13 protein-coding genes are annotated in these 17,641 nt (G+C 69.5%); 8 read left to right on the top strand and 5 right to left on the bottom strand.

Annotated features, from left to right (window positions below; all coding sequences use genetic code 11):
- Window positions 1-30: 30 nt before the first annotated feature.
- Window positions 31-1,953, bottom strand: a complete 1,923-nt coding sequence (ftsH, locus tag ACTOQ2_RS39280) for an ATP-dependent zinc metalloprotease FtsH (protein WP_440106376.1) — start codon at window positions 1,951-1,953, stop codon at window positions 31-33.
- A gap of 337 nt (window positions 1,954-2,290) precedes the next feature.
- On the opposite strand from ftsH, the gene ACTOQ2_RS39275 reads away from it, so the two are divergent.
- The 5 genes from ACTOQ2_RS39275 (at window position 2,291) to ACTOQ2_RS39255 (ending at window position 9,315) form a co-directional block, all read left to right on the top strand.
- A complete protein-coding gene (locus tag ACTOQ2_RS39275) occupies window positions 2,291-3,799 on the top strand; it encodes an AAA family ATPase (RefSeq protein ID WP_440106374.1) in 1,509 nt (502 codons plus the stop codon).
- 135 nt (window positions 3,800-3,934) lie between these two features.
- Complete coding sequence (locus ACTOQ2_RS39270) at window positions 3,935-6,583, top strand: bifunctional acetate--CoA ligase family protein/GNAT family N-acetyltransferase (protein ID WP_440106372.1); 2,649 nt, start codon at window positions 3,935-3,937, stop codon at window positions 6,581-6,583.
- Window positions 6,584-6,894: 311 nt separating this feature from the next.
- Window positions 6,895-7,569 carry a pyridoxamine 5'-phosphate oxidase family protein gene (locus ACTOQ2_RS39265; RefSeq protein ID WP_440106370.1) on the top strand — a complete coding sequence of 225 codons (675 nt, stop codon included), beginning with the start codon at window positions 6,895-6,897 and terminating at the stop codon, window positions 7,567-7,569.
- Window positions 7,570-7,721: 152 nt separating this feature from the next.
- Window positions 7,722-8,465, top strand: coding sequence for an HAD family hydrolase (locus ACTOQ2_RS39260; RefSeq protein ID WP_440106368.1), 744 nt, complete (start codon window positions 7,722-7,724; stop codon window positions 8,463-8,465).
- Window positions 8,466-8,592: 127 nt separating this feature from the next.
- Window positions 8,593-9,315 (top strand): CBS domain-containing protein, encoded by a 723-nt coding sequence (locus ACTOQ2_RS39255; protein ID WP_440106366.1) that lies wholly within the window; start codon window positions 8,593-8,595, stop codon window positions 9,313-9,315.
- Between the two features lie 94 nt (window positions 9,316-9,409).
- On the opposite strand, the gene ACTOQ2_RS39250 is transcribed toward ACTOQ2_RS39255, so the two are convergent.
- Window positions 9,410-11,161 (bottom strand): GAF domain-containing protein, encoded by a 1,752-nt coding sequence (locus ACTOQ2_RS39250; RefSeq protein ID WP_440106364.1) that lies wholly within the window; start codon window positions 11,159-11,161, stop codon window positions 9,410-9,412.
- A gap of 359 nt (window positions 11,162-11,520) precedes the next feature.
- Between ACTOQ2_RS39250 and ACTOQ2_RS39245 the strand changes: the two genes are divergently transcribed.
- A complete protein-coding gene (locus ACTOQ2_RS39245) occupies window positions 11,521-12,222 on the top strand; it encodes a CBS domain-containing protein (RefSeq protein WP_440106362.1) in 702 nt (233 codons plus the stop codon).
- Between the two features lie 144 nt (window positions 12,223-12,366).
- Here ACTOQ2_RS39245 and ACTOQ2_RS39240 read toward each other — a convergent pair whose 3' ends face one another.
- Together ACTOQ2_RS39240 and ACTOQ2_RS39235 are read right to left on the bottom strand one after the other, a co-directional pair.
- On the bottom strand, window positions 12,367-13,023 hold the full coding sequence (locus ACTOQ2_RS39240; RefSeq protein ID WP_440106360.1) for a CBS domain-containing protein: 657 nt from the start codon (window positions 13,021-13,023) through the stop codon (window positions 12,367-12,369).
- 38 nt (window positions 13,024-13,061) lie between these two features.
- The gene (locus tag ACTOQ2_RS39235) at window positions 13,062-13,964 is read right to left on the bottom strand and encodes a universal stress protein (protein ID WP_440106358.1); all 903 of its coding nucleotides are present in this window, start codon (window positions 13,962-13,964) and stop codon (window positions 13,062-13,064) included.
- A 346-nt stretch (window positions 13,965-14,310) separates the two neighbouring features.
- On the opposite strand from ACTOQ2_RS39235, the gene ACTOQ2_RS39230 reads away from it, so the two are divergent.
- Window positions 14,311-15,180, top strand: a complete 870-nt coding sequence (locus ACTOQ2_RS39230) for a universal stress protein (protein WP_440106356.1) — start codon at window positions 14,311-14,313, stop codon at window positions 15,178-15,180.
- Window positions 15,181-15,405: 225 nt separating this feature from the next.
- Here ACTOQ2_RS39230 and ACTOQ2_RS39225 read toward each other — a convergent pair whose 3' ends face one another.
- On the bottom strand, window positions 15,406-16,272 hold the full coding sequence (locus ACTOQ2_RS39225; protein WP_440106354.1) for a universal stress protein: 867 nt from the start codon (window positions 16,270-16,272) through the stop codon (window positions 15,406-15,408).
- A 376-nt stretch (window positions 16,273-16,648) separates the two neighbouring features.
- Here ACTOQ2_RS39225 and ACTOQ2_RS39220 point away from each other — a divergent pair, with 376 nt between their 5' ends.
- The gene (locus ACTOQ2_RS39220) at window positions 16,649-17,635 is read left to right on the top strand and encodes a magnesium transporter (protein ID WP_440106352.1); all 987 of its coding nucleotides are present in this window, start codon (window positions 16,649-16,651) and stop codon (window positions 17,633-17,635) included.
- Window positions 17,636-17,641: the final 6 nt, after the last annotated feature.

Raw genomic sequence — 17,641 nt, 5'->3', positions numbered from 1 at the left:
CCTGGCGAACCTTGTCGGTGGGACCTCCCGTCAGGCGATGACGTCCAGGTCCGCCCGCGTCGCCCGCTCGTCCCGCAGCACGCCGCCGACGACGTCACCGTCGATCGTCTCGTGTTCGACCAGGATCGCGGCGAGCCGGTCGAGGGCGCCGCGGTGGACCCGTAACAGGTCGACCGCGCGTTTCTCGGCCTCGCGGACCAGGCGGGCGACCTCCTCGTCGATGATCTGCTGTGTCCGTTCGGAGTAGGGCTTGCGCTGGAGGTCCTCACCGTCCTTGCCAAGATACTGAGGGGCGGCGGGACAGTAGCCGACCGGGCCGAGCGCGGGTGACAGGCCGAAGTCGCGCACCATGCGGGTGGCGATCTGCGTGGCGGCCGCGAGATCGTTGGCGGCGCCGGTGGAACCCTCACCGAAGACGACCACTTCCGCGGCCCGGCCGCCCAGCCGCACGGTGAGCAGATCGGTTAGGTAGCTTTCGCTGTAGAGATGCCGCTCGGCCTCGGGCAGTTGCTCGGTGACGCCGAGTGTCAGGCCGGCGGGCAGGATGGTCACCTTCGCGACCGGATCGGCCTGTTCGCACAACGTGGCGAGCAGGGCGTGCCCGGACTCGTGCACGGCCACCGAGTGGCGCTCCTGGGGAAGCAGCGCGTTGGTCGTCTCCCGCCGTCCCAGCAGTACCCGCTCGCGTGCCGCGTCGAGGTCTTGGGCGTTGATGGTCGTGCGGTCGGCCCTGACCGCGTTGATCGCGGCCTCGTTGACGAGGTTGGCCAGGTCCGCGCCGGAGAATCCCGGCGTGGCACGGGAGATCACGCCGAGATCGACGTCCGGGGCCAGATGCTTGCCGGCCGCGTGAACGGCCAGTATCGCCGCGCGTTCGACCTGGTTGGGCAGGGGGACGGTGACCTGCCGGTCAAAGCGGCCGGGACGCAGCAGGGCCGGGTCAAGGGTCTCGGGCCTGTTCGTCGCGGCCAGAACGACGATCCCGCTGCTCTGGTCGAAGCCGTCCATCTCCGCCAGCAGCTGGTTGAGCGTCTGCTCGCGTTCGTCGTTGCCGGCGACCGCCCTGCCACGCCGGCCGCCGATGGCGTCGATCTCGTCGATGAAGACGATCGAGGGGGCACGTTTACGCGCCTCGTCGAAGAGGTCGCGGACCCGGGAGGCGCCCACGCCGACGAACATCTCCACGAACGCCGAGCCGGTGACCGACAGGAACGGCACGGCCGCCTCTCCCGCCACCGCCCGGGCGATGAGCGTCTTGCCCGTTCCCGGGGGGCCAACCATGATCACTCCCCGGGGTGGCTTCGCGCCCGCGGCCGCGTACCGGCCGGGGGCGCGCAGGAAGTCCACCACCTCGCTGATCTCCTGTTTGACACCGTCGTAACCGGCGATGTCGCCGAACCGGGTCGCCGGGCGCTGGGCCTCGATGATTTTCGCCTTCGACCGGCCGAAGCCTCCCATGCCGCCGGCCAGGGACTGCTGTGCCTGTCGCCCCATCCAGCCGAACAGGGCGATGAGCAACACCAGCGGCAGGAAGCCGACCAGGAGCGACGTCAGGGAGTTCTCCGCTCGCGTCGCGGTGATCTGGACGTGGCTGGACCTGAGCCGGTCCTCCAGCCGGCCGACGTTGAGGGCGGTGGGGATCTGGGTGGTGAACGTGGTGCCGTTGTTCAGCCTGCCCGACACCCCGCCCTGATCGTCGATCGTCACGGCCTTCACCTGTCCGGCGCTCACCTTGGCGACAAAATCGCTGTAGGAGTACGGGGCGGTCGCCGGCCCGGCGAACACCAGGGGTAGCAGCAGCCACAACGTGACGATCAGCATGACGATCGTCGGCAGCCAGCGCCGCCAGCCGGGGGCCGGCGGGGGCGCCGGCGAGGGTGGAGGCTCGTTCGGCGGTCCCGGCTTCGCCGTACCGGTCATGTGCCGACCGAGCAGCCGAATTCGCGTGATCACCAACTGGCCTCCCCCGGTCTGCTACCCCACCTGCCAGTTTTCAGCCACAGGGCAGTGGCGATACAGGGCCGAAAGACCCAAAAATCAGGACATAAAGGCTGTTGTGGCAGGAGGCGAGCCAGTCGGGCAACGGGCGCACCCGCTCACCGGCGCCGTGTCGTCCGCCGTGCCATCGGGTCGATCGCCGGCAGTCGCCGGCAGTCGCCGGCAGTGGAGTCACGGACCGTGACCAGGGGAAGGACTGAGGCATGGGGAGCCCGCCCATCCGCCCGCGATCACATCGAGGGCGGATCCGGCCGTTCGGCCGGGGCTTCGGCATCCGGCCGGCGGATTGAGCGTGGAGGCATTGCCGATGGGACCGTGGGCGCAGATCAAGGAGACGCACGTCGCCGTCGTGCTCCTGCTGGGAGATCGTGTCTTCAAGCTCAAGAAGCCGGTGGATCTCGGCTTTGTGGACTTCACCACCCGTGAGGCCCGGCGAGCCGCCTGCCACCGGGAGGTGGAGCTCAACCGGCGGCTGGCCCCGGATGTGTACGAGGGGGTCGCCGACGTGCTGGGCCCGGACGGAGAGGTCTGCGAGCATCTCGTCGTGATGCGGCGCATGCCGGAGGAACGCCGCCTCGCCGTCATGATCCGCCTGGGGCAACCGGTCGAGGAGCCCGTGCTGCGGATCGCACGGATGATCGCCGGCATGCACGCGCGGTCCCCTCACAGCCCACGGATCGACCAGCAAGGAGGAAGACCGGCGCTGCAGTCCCGCTGGAGCGCGAGCTTCGACCAGGTTCGCGCGCTTCCCGACGCGGTTCTCGAGCCCGAGGTCGTCACGGAGATCGAACGGCTCACGCTGCGCTTCCTCCGCGGCCGCGACCCCCTGTTCGCCGCCCGCGTCGAGGAGGGCCGCATCGTCGACGGCCACGGCGACCTGCTCGCGGAAGACATCTTCTGCCTGGACGACGGGCCGCGAATCCTGGACTGCCTGGAGTTCGACGAACGGCTCCGCTTTCTCGACGGCCTTGACGACGTGGCCTTTTTGGCCATGGACCTGGAGCGGCTCGGGGCGCCTCGCCTGGCCGAGGTGTTCCTGCACCGCTACACCGAGTTCACCGCCGATCCCGCTCCGCCCTCGCTCTGGCATCACTACGTCGCCTACCGGGCCTTCGTCCGCGCCAAGGTCGCCTGCCTGCGGCAGCGGCAGGAAGGCCCCGGCTCGGCCGGGCAGGCCCGGCAGTTCGCCGAGCTCACGATCCGTCACCTGCGAGCGGGGATGATCACTTTGGTTCTCGTCGGCGGAACTCCTGGAACCGGCAAGTCGACCCTGGCCGCCGCCATCGCCGACCGCCTCGGATACACGCTGCTGAACAGCGACCGCGTCCGCAAGGAACTCGCCGGCATCGCGCCCCACCAGCCGGCGGCGGCACCTTTCGGCGAGGGCCTCTACGATCGGGAGCGCACCGAACGCACCTATGACGAGTTGCTGTCTCGAGCCGAGAAGCTGCTCCAGCACGGCGAGCCGGTCATCCTCGACGCCTCCTGGATCGACGCCGAGCACCGCGCGGCGGCCGAGCAGCTGGCCCAGCGCACCTTCAGCGACCTCGTGGCCCTGCGCTGCACCGCTCCGCCACAGCTCACCGCCGAACGGCTCGCCCGCCGAACCGGCGGGGTATCCGACGCCGACCAGGCGATCGCCGCGACCATGGCGGCGAGAACGGCGCCCTGGCCCGCCGCAACCGAGATCGACACCGGCGCGACCGCGCGGCAGGCCCTCGATCGGGCCCTGACGGCGATCTGCGCTCCCTCGGCCGACATTCCCTGGCGGTTCCGGCGTCCTCAGATGGAACCCGGCTGAGAAGGCCGCGGACGAAGGGCACCTGGCCGGTATCCGGCCCGGACCCGTCACCGGACCCCGGCCGGTGACCTTCAGCCGGGCGATGGGGCCGAAGGACCCCTGACGCGGCCCCGGGCGCCGGGAGAGGCTGGCCTCATGGCGAGCTTCGACGAATGTGACGCGCTGCTGCGAAACGGGGAGATCGCCCATGTCCGGCCGCTGCGCGGCACGGACCGGGCGGCCCTGCACGACCTGGTGGACCGCACCTCCGCGAGATCGGCCTATCTGCGGTTCTTCACCGCCGGGCGCGCCACGGCCCACCGGTACATGGACCGGTTGACCGGCCCCGACCACCGCGGGCACGCCCAGGTCGCCCTCCTCGCCGACAAGCTCGTCGCGGTCGCGGAGTACATCCCCGATGAGGACCGCCACAGCGCCGACGTCTCCGTCCTCATCGACGACCGCGTACACGGGCGCGGCCTGGGCACCCTCCTGCTGGAACATCTGGCGCTCGACGCCGCGGCCCGCGGCGTGAGCGAGCTGGTGGCCGACGTGCTCACCGGCAACGGGGCGATGCTGAAAGTCCTCACCGACCTCGGCCTGGCGGCGACCCGCGAGTTCGCCGGCGACGAGGTGCGCGTCCGGATCGACCTGCGCCCCACCGACACGCTGACGGCCGCGATCGAGCGGCGCGACCACGAGGCCGAGCGCGCCTCGCTGGCGCGGGTGCTGTCGCCCCGGTCGGTCGCCGTCGTAGGTGCGAGCCGCGAGCCGGACCGGGTGGGGCACCGGCTGCTGGGCAACCTGCTCGACGGCGCCTTTCCCGGACCGGTCTACCCGGTGAACCCGAAGGCGGCCCAGATCCTCGGCGTCACCGCCTACCCGGACCTGTCCTCGATCGGCGAGCCGGTCGACCTGGTCGTCGTGGCCACCCCGGCGAGCGCCGTCCTGGACGTCGCACGCGAGTGCGCCGGCCACGGCGTGGCCGGCCTCGTCGTGGTCAGCGCCGGCTTTGCCGAGACCGGCCCGCGCGGAGCGGCACGCCAGGCCGAACTGCTGCGTGTCTGCCGTAGCGGCGGGATGCGGCTGATCGGCCCCAACTGCCTCGGGATCGTCAATACCGGCGCCGCGCTCAACGCCAGTTTCCTGCCCCATCCCCCGCCTCCGGGCGCCATGGCGCTGATGTCGCAGTCCGGGGCGGTGGCCGCCGGGCTCGTCGCCCGCGCCACCGAACTCCAGATCGGGATCTCCTCCTTCGTCTCGGTCGGCAACAAGGCCGACGTCAGCGGCAACGACCTGCTGGAGTACTGGGAGGACGACCCGCGCACCGAGGTCATCGCCCTGTACCTGGAGTCCTTCGGCAACCCGCGCAAGTTCGGCAGGATCGCCCGCCGCGTAGGACGGCACAAGCCGATCGTCGCGATCAAGAGCGGCCGCAGCACCTCGGGCGATCGGGCCGTGCGCTCGCACACCGCCGCCGCCGCGACCCCGGACATCGCCGTCGAGACCCTGCTGCGCGCCGCCGGGGTCATCCGCGTCGACGGCATGCAAGAGCTGCTGGACACCGCGCGGCTCCTGGCCACCCAGCCGCTGCCCGCCGGAGGCCGGATGGCGATCGTCGGTAACTCCGGCGGGCCGCAGGCATTGGCCGCCGACGCCTGCGAGCGCCACGGCCTGGTCGTCCCCGAACTGTCGCCCGCCACCCAGCGGCGGATGCGCTCGCGGCTGCGGGCGTCCGCCGCCGTGGCCAACCCTGTCGATCTGACGGCCGACGGGCAGGCCGAGGAGCTGGAGTTCGCCGCCTTGACCGCGCTGGAGGACCCGGCGGTCGACGCGGTCCTGATCGTCTACACCCCGCCGTTCGGTTCCGGGCTCCAGCGGACCCGCGAGGCGATCGCACGGGTGGCGGGCTCGGCGGGCAAGACCGTGGTCGCCTGCGTGGTCGGCCATGACGAGACGATCGGCTCGGTGCCGGCCTACGCCTTTCCCGAGCAGGCCGTGCAGGCGCTGAGCCGCGCCGCCGGCTACGCGCGGTGGCGCTCACGTCCGGCCCCGCCCTTCGTCCCCCCTGCGGGGACCGACATCCGGGCGGCGCGCGAACTCGTCGAAGAAGACCTGTCGCGGCATCCTGCGGGCCGCTGGCTCGACCCGGTGACGGCGGCTCGGCTTCTCGCCTGCTACGGCGTCGCGGTGGCGGAGTTCGCCACCGCGGACAGCGCTGACGAGGCCGTCCGGGCCGCCGCCCGTCTCGGGTTCCCCGTCGCGCTGAAGGCGACCGGACCGGTGCACAAGAGCGATGTCGGCGGCGTCCGGCTCGGGCTCCGCACCTCGAAGGAGGTCCGCGGCGCCTACCGTGCGATGAAGGACATGATCGGACCGGAGATGACCGGCGCGACCGTCCAGCCGATGGCCCCCGACGGCGTGGAGATCATCGTCGGCGCGGTCCGCCACCCCTCCTTCGGCCCCCTGGTCATGGTCGGCATGGGAGGCGTGAGCGCCGAACTGCTCACCGACCGGGCCTTTCGCAGCCCTCCGCTGACCGGCCAGGACGCCACGGAGATGATCCAGGAACTGCACTGCGCACCCCTGCTGTTCGGATACAGGGGCCGCCCGGTGGCCGACACCGCCGCGGTGAAGGATCACATCGTCCGCGTGGCGAAACTCGTGGACGACCTTCCCCAGATCGCCGAGCTGGACCTGAACCCGATCATCGCCGGCCCCGGCGGCGCCGTCGCGGTGGACCTGCGCATCCGGCTGGCCCCGGCCCCGCCCGCCCCCTCCCCCCTGCGCCGTCAGCTCCGTTGACGGCCAGGCGCCCCGGCCCCGGCCCCGCCCGCCGCGAGGGAAGAGCACCTGGTGGCCACGGTGAGCCGGTGCGGCGGGCCGGTGCGGTGCCCGCCCCGGCCGGGTGCCCGAACCGGCAAGGTCGCCCGGCCGCGACGAACAGGACTTTCGGCCCTGTTGCCTGCCGTTCCCCCGGCCGTAGCGTTCCCAGTGAGAAGACGTCGCCAGAGGCCGGCCCGCCAGAGCCCGGCGCCGTATCCGACGCGGCCCCGCCGCACGCCGCACGAAGTCGGCCTCCGCCGACGATGTCCATCTTCTGAGGGGAGAATCCCATGGCTGAACGCCTCGCCGCTGCCGGTGACCTCGGCCGCCGGATCACCAGACGGCGCGAAAGCCTCGGCCTGGACCGGGAAGAGCTGGCAAACCGGGCGGGAATCAACCCCTCCTACCTCGCCTACGTGGAGCAGAGGGCGGCCGCACCCGCCGTCGAGACCATAGAGCGCCTGGCCGCCGCTCTGGACACCAGCACCGCCGAACTCCTCGGAGCGACCATCGACCAACCGCCCGGGCAGGGGCGAGCCGCCCTTCATCCCGAGCTGGAGAGCCTGGACACTCAAGAGTGCCTGCGGCTCATCTCCCCCGGCGGGGTCGGCCGGCTGGCCTTCGACGACCTCGGCGGCCCGACGATCTTGCCGGTCAACTACGTCCTCCACGAGGGCTGCGTGATCTTCCGCACCGCCTTCGGCGGCCCGTTCGACGCCAACCTCAGCACCGGGGTGGAGGGGGTCGAGTTCAAAATCGCCTTCGAGGTCGATCGCATCGACGACGCCAACCGCGAGGGCTGGAGCGTGCTCATCCGCGGCGGCGTCCACCACGTCTCCACCGCCGAGGAGCAGGCGGCCGTGATGGCCCTGAGCGTCCAGTCCTGGGCCGGTGGCGACCGCGAACTCTACGTCAAGATCACTCCCGCCGAGATCACCGGCCGCCGCATCCGGCACGGCCGGTGAGCCACGCCGGGGCGGCCACTCGAAGATCACCCACCTTCGGCCGTCCCCTTCCGGCCCGCGCGCTCTTGCGGCGAAGGTCACCGGTCTCCAGCGCCGCCCGGCCCTGACGGCAGGGCCGGGCGGCGCCGTACCCCGCGGGAAGGGGCCGCTCCATGACAGCTCCCGCGGTGGTGGACCTCGAGGAGATCACCGCGGTGATCTTCGACACCGACGGGGTCATCACCGATACGGCCAGGGTGCACGCCGCCGCGTGGAAACAGGTGTTCGACACCTTTCTGGACGAGTACGCCAGACGATCCGGTGAGCGATTCCCGCCCTTCGACGCCGGCGAGGACTACCTGCGCCACGTCGACGGCAAATCCCGGCTGGACGGGGTGAACGACTTTCTTCGCTCCCGAAACATCACGGTCGATCCGGACACGGCGGCGGGCCTCGCCGCCGCGAAGGACGCGTCCTTCCGGGCTGAGATCAGCGCACACGGCGTGACCCCCTTCCCCTCGACCCTTGATCTGGTTCGCGAACTACGGCGCCGCGAAGTGCTCACGGCGGCCGTCTCGGCGAGCCGCAACTGCGCGAGAGTGCTCGAAGCGGCCAACGCCGCCGGCCTGTTCGACGTCCGGGTCGACGGCGTGGCCGCCGCCCGGCTGAAACTGGCGGGCAAACCCGATCCGGCGCTGTTCCTGCACGCGGCCCGGCGGCTGGGCGTGAGCCCGGGCCGGGCAGCCGTCGTGGAGGACTCCCTGGCCGGCGTGCGGGCGGGCAGGCGAGGCCGGTTCAAACTTGTCATCGGGGTCGACCGGCACGACCGGGGACAGGCCCTGCGGGCCGCTGGAGCCGATCTCGTCGTCACCGATCTGGCCGAACTACGGCTGAAGGGAAGAAGGCGCAACCGTTGATCGGTTCGACCGCGTCTCTTAGAGCCGACAGTCCCCGCCCGGAGAGCACTTGGACCCTACAGAATGCCGTGCACATGACCGATCCTGCCCCTATGAACCAATTGTCACCGCGTGTCCGGAGGCAGAGATGCACCATGTCACCGTCAAGGACGTGATGACCTGTCAGGTGATCTCAACGGGGGAGAACACCTGTTTCAAGGACATCGCCGAGACGCTTCTCACCCACGCGCTGAGCGCCCTGCCGGTGGTGGACGACGACGGCCACGTGGTGGGCGTCGTCTCCGAGGCCGACCTGCTGCACAGGCAGGAGCGCTGGGAGCAGTTCCCCGGCGAGCACCACCCCGCGCCCACCACGCCACCACGAAAGCCGCGCGCGGGCAGGACCGGGGGCGAGGTGGCCCGGGACCTGATGAGCACCCCCGCGGTCACGATCTCAAAGGACGCCTCCGTGGCGGCCGCCGGCCGCCTGATGCACGACAAAGCCGTCAAACGGCTCCCGGTGGTCGACGAGCACGGCCACCTGGCGGGCATCGTCAGCCGCTGCGACCTGCTGAAGGTGTTCATTCGCTCCGACCGCGAGATCGAACACGAGGTCCGCGTGGAGGTCTTGACGCGATCGCTGTGGATGGACACCTCCCGTGTCCAGGTCACGGTCAAGGACGGCGTGGTGACCCTGAGCGGGCGGATGACCCTGCGCGCGGACACGCGGATCACGCTGTGGATGACCCGGCAGATCAACGGAGTCGTCGACGTGATCGACGAACTCACCTGGGACCGGGACAACACCCCCCACCGGGGAACGAGGGATGCCGAGCATGCGAACGGAAAGTCGCGCCAGCGGACCGGATGAACGCGGCTCGCCGTGACATTCCGCCGGGCGGACGGCGAGATGGGCCGCGAAGGACCCGAAGAGCGCGAACAGATGGCTCACCGACACGTGAAGGTCAGCGACCAGATCGGCGACGGTCCATGGACAGCCGAGCCGACCTGCCCTCGCCGCGAAGGGGAACGCTCCACACCAGGCGGGTACCGCCCTCTGACCGGCAGCCGACGGCGAAGGACCCACCGAGCCGCTCGGCCCGCTCCCGAAGATTACGCAGCCCGCTGCCCCCGCCCTCGGCGAGCAGCCCGACACCGTTGTCGACCACGGTCAAAACGAGCCGCCCCCGGCCGGCATCCACCGATACGTCGACCTTCGAAGCTTCGGCATGACGCACCACGTTGGACAACGCCTCACGCAACGCGGCCAGCAGATGCTCGGCCGTCCGCGGCGGCACCTCGCTGTCCAGCCGGCCCCCCATGTCCAGACCCGGCATGAAACCCAGATGACCGCGCGCCCCCTGCACCAGGTCCACGATCTGCGCGCGCAAACCGAGGTCCTCCTCCTGCGGGGAAGCCTGCAAGGCGAAAACGGTGCAGCGGATCTGCCGGATCGTGCCGTCCAGCTCATCGATGGAGTTCCGCACCCGCGACGAGACCTCCGGCCGTTCGATCAACCGCACCGTGCTCATCAGCGTCATGGCCACCCAGAACAACCGCTGGATCACCACGTCGTGCAGGTCCTTGGCGATCCGATCGCGATCCTCCAGCAAGCTCAGCCGCTCGGTGTCCATCCGGCTCTCGGCCAGCTCCAGAGCGATCGCGGCCTGCCCGGCAAAAGAGTGCAAAGTACGCAATTCATCCTGGTTGAACGGAATGCGCCCCGAACGCTTCCCCAACGACAACACCCCCCGCACACCCCCCGACGCGCCGATCGGCACCGCCGCCACCGGCCCGAGCGAGACATACCCGGCGATCACGATCGGCACCTTCGCCTCACACGGATCAGTGACCATGAGCGGCTCACCACTGGTGAAAGCACGACCGGCCAGAGAATCGGCGATCAACGCCTCGGCATGCGCCACCTGATCACAGCCCTCCCCATCAGTGATCAACACCCGCAGAACCCGCCCACCCTCATCCGGCAGCAAAACCGCCACGACATCGGCCCCGACCATCTCCCGCGCCCGCCGCGCGATCAGCACGAGCACCTCGTGCGGCTCCACACCCGACAGCAGGCTCGTGGTGACCTCCGCCGACGCCTGCAGCCACATCTCCCTGCGCCGCGTCTCCTCGTACAACCGCGCGTTCTCGATGGCCACCCCGGCCGCACTCGCCAGCGCCGTCACCATCGCCTCGTCCTCGGCGTCGAACTCCCCTCCCCCACGCTTCTCCGTCAGATAGAGATTGCCGAACACCTCCTCACGCACCCGAACCGGCACCCCCAGAAACGACCCCATCGGCGGATGCCCCACAGGAAAACCATAAGACGCCGGATGATCAGAGATATGAGCCAGCCGCAACGTCTGCGGCTCCTTGATCAACAAACCCAGCAAGCCCAGCCCATGCGGCCAATGCTCAATCCTGGCGATCTCCTCCTCGCTCAACCCCACCGGGACGAACTGCACCAGCGTGCTCTGCTCACCGGCCACCCCCAAAGCCCCATAGGTGGCATCCACCAGCGCGGTGGCCGCCTCCACGATCCGGCGCAACACCGTCTCCAGATCCAGATCGCCACCCACCGCGACCACCGCGTTCAACAGCGCGTACACCCGGTCCCGGGTCGCCAGCACAGCCTCCAACCGCACCTGCAACTCCGCCAAGAGCTCATCCAGGCGCATATGCGCGATCAACGCACCCGGCTCGACCTTCGCCATACCCCAAGTCTCGCACCGGAGCATACGGACGCCCGCCCCGCCAAGAAGCCGACACCCACCCGGCCAACCATCGTTTACCCCACGATGGCAAGCCCCTGACCAGCGAGACACCCCCCCACCCGATAACCCACACCGAAGAGGCCACCGGCTCGGAACCCTCCCGCGCAGTGGCCGAAAGACCCCCACACCAAGGACCTGCGACCCCTGCCCGACCAGCCCCCGCGACAGTGAAATGGACATCTGAGAACCCAAAGGAAAACAGGCGAGCCACCACATCCCCGACGCGACCCGATCCACACAAGAACGAATACGCGGACGCACCCCACCACCGCGGATCCGCAGCCCGAAGGAGGCCGGCGATGCACGCGAAGGTAAAGGACCTCATGACCACACAAGTGACGTCGATCAACGACACCGCCCCGTTCAAGGAGGTCGCCGAGTCACTCATCACCCATCAGGTGAGCGCGCTCCCCGTCATCGACGGCGAAAGACGCGTCATCGGCATCATCTCCGAAGCCGACCTGCTCCACAAGGAAGAGTTCAAGGAACGCTACTACCGCGAAAACTACCGGCCACCCCTAAGCACCCGGCTGCGCCACCGCCTCAGCCGCAAGGGCGGCGACGGCCGCGCCAAGGCCCGCGGCGACACCGCCGCCGAACTCATGACCGCCCCCGCGATCACGATCCAGCCCCACGCCTCCATCGTGTCCGCCACACGCCTCATGATCGAACACGGAGTCAAAAGACTACCGGTCGTAAACGCCGACGGACTCCTCCAAGGCATCGTCAGCCGCCACGACCTGCTGAAGGTCTTCGTCCGCAGCGACCCCGACATCGCACACGAGGTCGACGAGAACATCCTCAGACACTCCCTGTGGGCCGAACCCAACACCGCCACCGCCACCGTCACACACGGCATCGTCACCCTGAGCGGCCACATGCACCGGCGCGCCGACACTCACCTCGCAACACGGATAACCCAGCGAGTGAACGGAGTCGTCGACGTGATCAACAACCTCGAATGGGACGTCGACGACGACCCGGCCCCGACAAAACGCTGAAGACCTCAACCCACGACCTCACCGAACCGCCCCACCAAGATCCCAACGAGACGACCGAAACAACGCTCACCGACCTCCTCGCCGACACCCACGTCAAGAGCCCCACCCACAACACCCAGGCGACCACACCAAGAACATCCCGCCCTACCAACCCCCCCGCACATCGTCCTCGTCATAGGTGGCATCGACGTCCAGATCGACGACCCCGTCCACCCGGCGCCCGACCTCGACGATCGCAGCGACCTGCGAACGCCTGGCGAGCCTTCCCCCGACACGAACCACCCCCGCCTCAACCGTGATCGTCAGCACTCCCGGATCCAGGCCCAAACGCGCGACGGCCGCCGCCACATCCGCCAGAACGTCACAGGCCCGCCGGGAAAAGACCTTCAGCAGGTCGGCCTGATGCACAGTGCCGACAATCTTCCCACTGGCGACATCGACCACCGGCAGCTGCTTGATCCGGTTGACGTGCATCAAACGGGCCGCCTCCCGCACCGCGGTCTGCCCGATGACCGTCAACGCAGGACTGGTCATGACATCCCGCGCGGTCATCCCAGCGGCCTTCTCACGCTCCCGGCATCGCCGGTGACCCGCGAGGACCGCCCCGCCACGCGAGACATCGACCTCCTTCAACAACAGGTCATCCTCCGACACCACCCCGACAGGACGCCCCTCACCGTCGACCACGGCGACCGCACCCACCTTGAAACGACGCATGGTCTCCACCAGCTCCGAGAACGCCGCCTCCGGACGAACCGCGATGGCCACCGCACCCATGACATCCTTCACCTGAAGCGTCATGGCCCACCTCCCCTCAGCCCCACCCCGGCCAACCCCGGTCAGCCTTTGAAGACCCGCGCGTCACCGGAGGCATCGCTGTCCGACGACATGGGCACGCCACGCAGCGGACTCTCCCAGCCCGCCGGAACGACCGCGACGGGACACAAGCCGTGCTGAAGAACCCACCTGCAGGTCGAGCCGAGCCTGCCGTGCTCACGTGCCCCGCCGACCACCACCAAGCTCGCCTCCCTGGACGCGTCCACCAGCAGGTCCTTCGCGGACGCGGCAGCGAAACACGCACGAACAGCCACACCGGGGTAGGCGACCCGCCACGGCCCCAGACGCTCGAGCATGCCGTCCTCCACCGCGTTCATCGCGACCCGCACCTCATGCGCCAACGGCTGCAAACGCCCGGCATGCACCGCCGTCAGCTTCAGCCGCCTGATACGAGCCTCACGGAAGGCAAACTCGATCACCCCGTCAGAGGTGTCGCCGCTCATCCCCAGAACCACCGCACCGCGCTCCCTCGGCACGGGAATCGGACCGGGTCCACGCACCACGATCACCGGACAACGCGCATGCGCCGCCACATACCCGGCGACCGACCCCAGAACAGTCCTGGCCAAGGCACCCATGCCACGAGAACCCACCACGATCAACAACGCACGCTCCGACAGCGCCACCAGCCGCTCAGCAGCCGCCCCCTCATACAGATCCGTGGCGACATCATCCAGAGTGCTGCACGCGCGAGCACAGTCGGCCCCGTGGTACAGCACATGCTCGGCCGCCTTACGCAGATGAAGTTTGGCCTCCTCACCGGCCTCCCCGTACGGCCACCGCCACGCGTGAGCCACCCTCAGCGGCAACCTCCCAAGCTCAGCCTCGTCCATCGCCCACTCCAGGGCCTGCATGGAGAAGTCAGAACCGTCATAACCAACGACGACCTCACGGACACCGGTCATCACCCTCACCTCCCCCTCCATGCTCGCCAGGACGGACCACGAAGAGCAGGGCGGAAAGTCCCAACAGCATGGGACCTTCCGCCCCCTCATCACAGCACCGACCTGCACAAACAGGGAACACACCATGATCTCCCACCAGCCGCCCCCGCCCACCCGCCCGCCCGGGCAACGAAACGACACCCGACGACACCCACGGGACCTTCGCCCCTACCCGGCAGACGGCAGCGCTACGAAAGATGAGAGAAACAGGGCCGCGGAAGACACGAGCGGATGACCTCATCCAGTCGCAAATCCACCCACCAACCCCACAACACCGGCCCCGGGCAACGAACCGAAGGGGATGACCATGACACAGCCCATCGTCGTCGGCGTCGACGGCTCGACATCCTCACTACAGGCCGTAACCTGGGCAACCCAGGAGGCCACACTGAGAAAGGCGCCACTGCACGTCGTACACGCCGCCCTCCGCTGGGCCTACGACGTCCCCCTCGTCCCCCAGCCCGCCCACTGGGGACCCACCGAGGAAGCCGCCTGCAAGGAACTCCTCCACCAAGCCGTCGAACAGGCCCACTCCGACGCCCCCACCCTGAAGATCACCACCGAGATCCTCGACGGAAGCGCCGCCGAGGCGCTCGCCACCGCAGCCGAGACCGCACAACTGATCGTCATCGGCCGCCGAGGCCTGGGCGGATTCACCGGGCTCCTCCTGGGCTCGGTCAGCCACGACCTGGCCACCCGATCCCCACACCCGGTAGTGATCGTCAATCAACTACCCACCACCCAGGACACCGAGATCGCCGTCGGCGTCACCGGACATACCGGCCAAGACCCCCTCCTGGAATTCGCCTTCAACGAGGCAGCCCTACGCCGGCGCCCGCTACGAGCGGTGCACGCCTGGACCCACCCCACCACCAGAGCACCCGGCGACATGCAACCACTCGTCTACGACGTCGAAGACGTCGGCAACGAAGAGGCCCGGCTGCTGGCCGAGTCGCTCGGCGGCTGGCGAGAGAGATTCCCCGATGTGACCCTCATCGAGCACGTCGTCCACGAACATCCGGCCAAAGCACTCATCGACGCCTCCGCGACCGCCGAACTGGTCATCGTGGGCACCCCCGGCCGGAAACTGTTCCTCACCTCGACCGTACGCGCCCTGCTCCACCACGCCCAGGCGCCCGTCGCCGTCCATCGCGCCTCGCACCCCCGCGGCAACTGAGCCTTCCGGCACAGCACCGCAGTGACATCGATTGCCGTGCCGCAGGAAAAGCGCGCCACGGCAGGGGTTTTCGTATTGCGCATGCCGGACAGCACGGGGCCGCTCCTGTTTCTTGGGGCAGTCTTTAGTCCTTTTTGTTCTATTTGTCCGTTTTTAACTGATCGGTCGCCTTTACGTTGTAGATTAATAATGTCCGATATTGCCGGGACATGTACTGCTCGGTGTTCAGCGTTCGTCCGAGCGGGGCCGGACGATGGCGACAGGGCAGTGCGCACGGTGCAGCACGCCGTGGCTGACCGAGCCCAGCACGGCCGAGCCGAACCCGCCCAGCCCCCGTGAGCCGACCACGACCAGGTCCGCCTGACGCGAGGCGTCGGACAGTACGCGGACCGGATGATCGCAGACGATCGACTCCTCCACCGTGACGTCCGGATACTTCTCCCGATAGGGCGCCAGCAGCCGCCGGGCGGTCTCGGCCTTGTCCGCGAAAACGCCTTCCAGCACCGGGCTGTAGCCCAGAGCGTATGGCGAGAGCATCGGCATCTGCCAGGCGCAGACCGCCCGCAGCCGCGATCCGCGCTGCCGGGCCCGGGCGAAGGCGTACTCCAGCGCGGCCTGCGAATGCTCCGACCCGTCGAACCCCGCGACGATCACGCCGCGCGCGGTCCGGACCGGCGCGCGGACGACGACAAGGGGGCCTGCCGCGTGACCCGCCAGACCGAGCCCGACCGACCCGAGCACCAGCCCGGCGAACCCGCCGATGCCCCTGCTGCCGATCACGAGCGCGTCGGCCCGCTCGGATTCACTCTTCAGCCGTTCGACCACCGCTCCCGTCGCCAGAGCAGTGGTGATCTTGATGTCGGACGTGCGGTCCCGGGCCCGTTGCGCGGCCGTGGCCAGCACGCGGTGACCGTACTCGGTCGAGTCCTTCTCCTCCCCGATCCCGGAGAGGAGGATGAGGGTGTTCCATGGCTCGCGCACATACACGATCCTCAACGCCGCACCGCTGCGCGTGGCGTCCTCGGCCGCCCATTCCACCGCCGCCGTCGCGGGTGCGGATCCGTCGGTACCGACGACGATCAGTCCGGTCATGGCCGCCTCCTCTCGAAGAGCCTTCGCGCCTTCACCTCCATCGCACACCCGCGGGAGAGATTCGGCACCGGCCGAACGTCACCCGCCGTAAGGACCAACGTCTCCCCGGAAACCATGCGGGCTCGGCGGGCTCGGCGACTCGCCGGAGGCGGGTCACGGACCACCACCCCGGCCGCCGTGACGGCACCGGTGATCCTTTTACCTCCGGAGGCCGGTCGCATGCCCGGTTCATCCGTCGAAGGGTTCGGGTCCATCGGCGCGGCGTTCAGGACCTTCGGCCGTGAGAACGGTCGTGGCCAGGTGATGTGCTGGCCGGATGAGCCGTTTTCGTCCGTGCCTCCCGCAGGGAAGCGCCTGTCCAAGGAGAGACCACACCGTGACGACTTCCCCGGCCATCGGCACGACAGACGAGTTCACCGGTACGGCGGGCGAGCACACCGTCACCGCGGTACCGGTGTTCGGCCCCGCGACGACCGCCGGCGAGGTCTGGAAGCGAATGTTCGGCGCGCGCTTCGACAGCGCCTCCGACATCGTGGTTCGCGACGACGACGGCCGCCTGCACGGGCTGGTGAGCATCGAGCGGCTGCTCGCCGCCGACCCCGGCGCCGCCCTGGCCGAACTGGCCGACCGTGATCCGCCCGTCGCGGCGCCCGGCACCGACCAGGAGGTCGCCGCCTGGCACGCCGTCCAGCACGGCGAGAGCGGCCTGGCGGTCGTCGACCCGTCCGGCCGGTTCACCGGTCTGGTCCCCCGCCGCCGGATGCTGCGCGTCCTGCTCCAGGAACACGACGAGGACATGGCCCGGCTCGGCGGCTACCTGAAAGGGTCGGCCACCGCCCGGACCGCGGCCGAGGAGTCCATCGGCAGGCGATTCGCCCATCGCATGCCCTGGCTGCTGCTGGGCCTGGCCGGGGCGATGGCCTCGGCGGGCATCGTGAGCTCCTTCGAAGAACACCTGGCCGCCAATGTCGCCCTGGCCTTCTTCCTGCCCGGCGTGGTCTACATGGCCGACGCGGTGGGCACCCAGACCGAGGCGATCGTGGTGCGCGGCCTGTCGGTGGGCGTTTCCATCCGCCGCCTCGCCCGCGGGGAGAGCGTCACCGGCCTCATCATCGGCGCCGTCATGGCGCTGGCCTTCCTGCCCTTCGCGCTGCTGTACGGCGATGTCCAGGTGGCGCTGACCGCGGCCATCGCCCTGTTCGCCGCCTGCTCGGTGGCCTCGGCGCTGGCCATGGCCCTGCCGTGGTCACTGAACCGTCTCGGCCGCGACCCCGCCTTCGGCTCCGGACCGCTGGCCACGGTGATCCAGGACCTGGTCTCCATCACCGTCTACATGTACACCGCCATGCTGCTCGTCAGCTGACGCCCC

Source organism: Streptosporangium sp. H16, from assembly GCF_051918855.1.
In the GTDB taxonomy this organism is placed as follows: domain Bacteria; phylum Actinomycetota; class Actinomycetes; order Streptosporangiales; family Streptosporangiaceae; genus Streptosporangium.
This window is presented reverse-complemented; position numbering and strand designations above follow the sequence as displayed.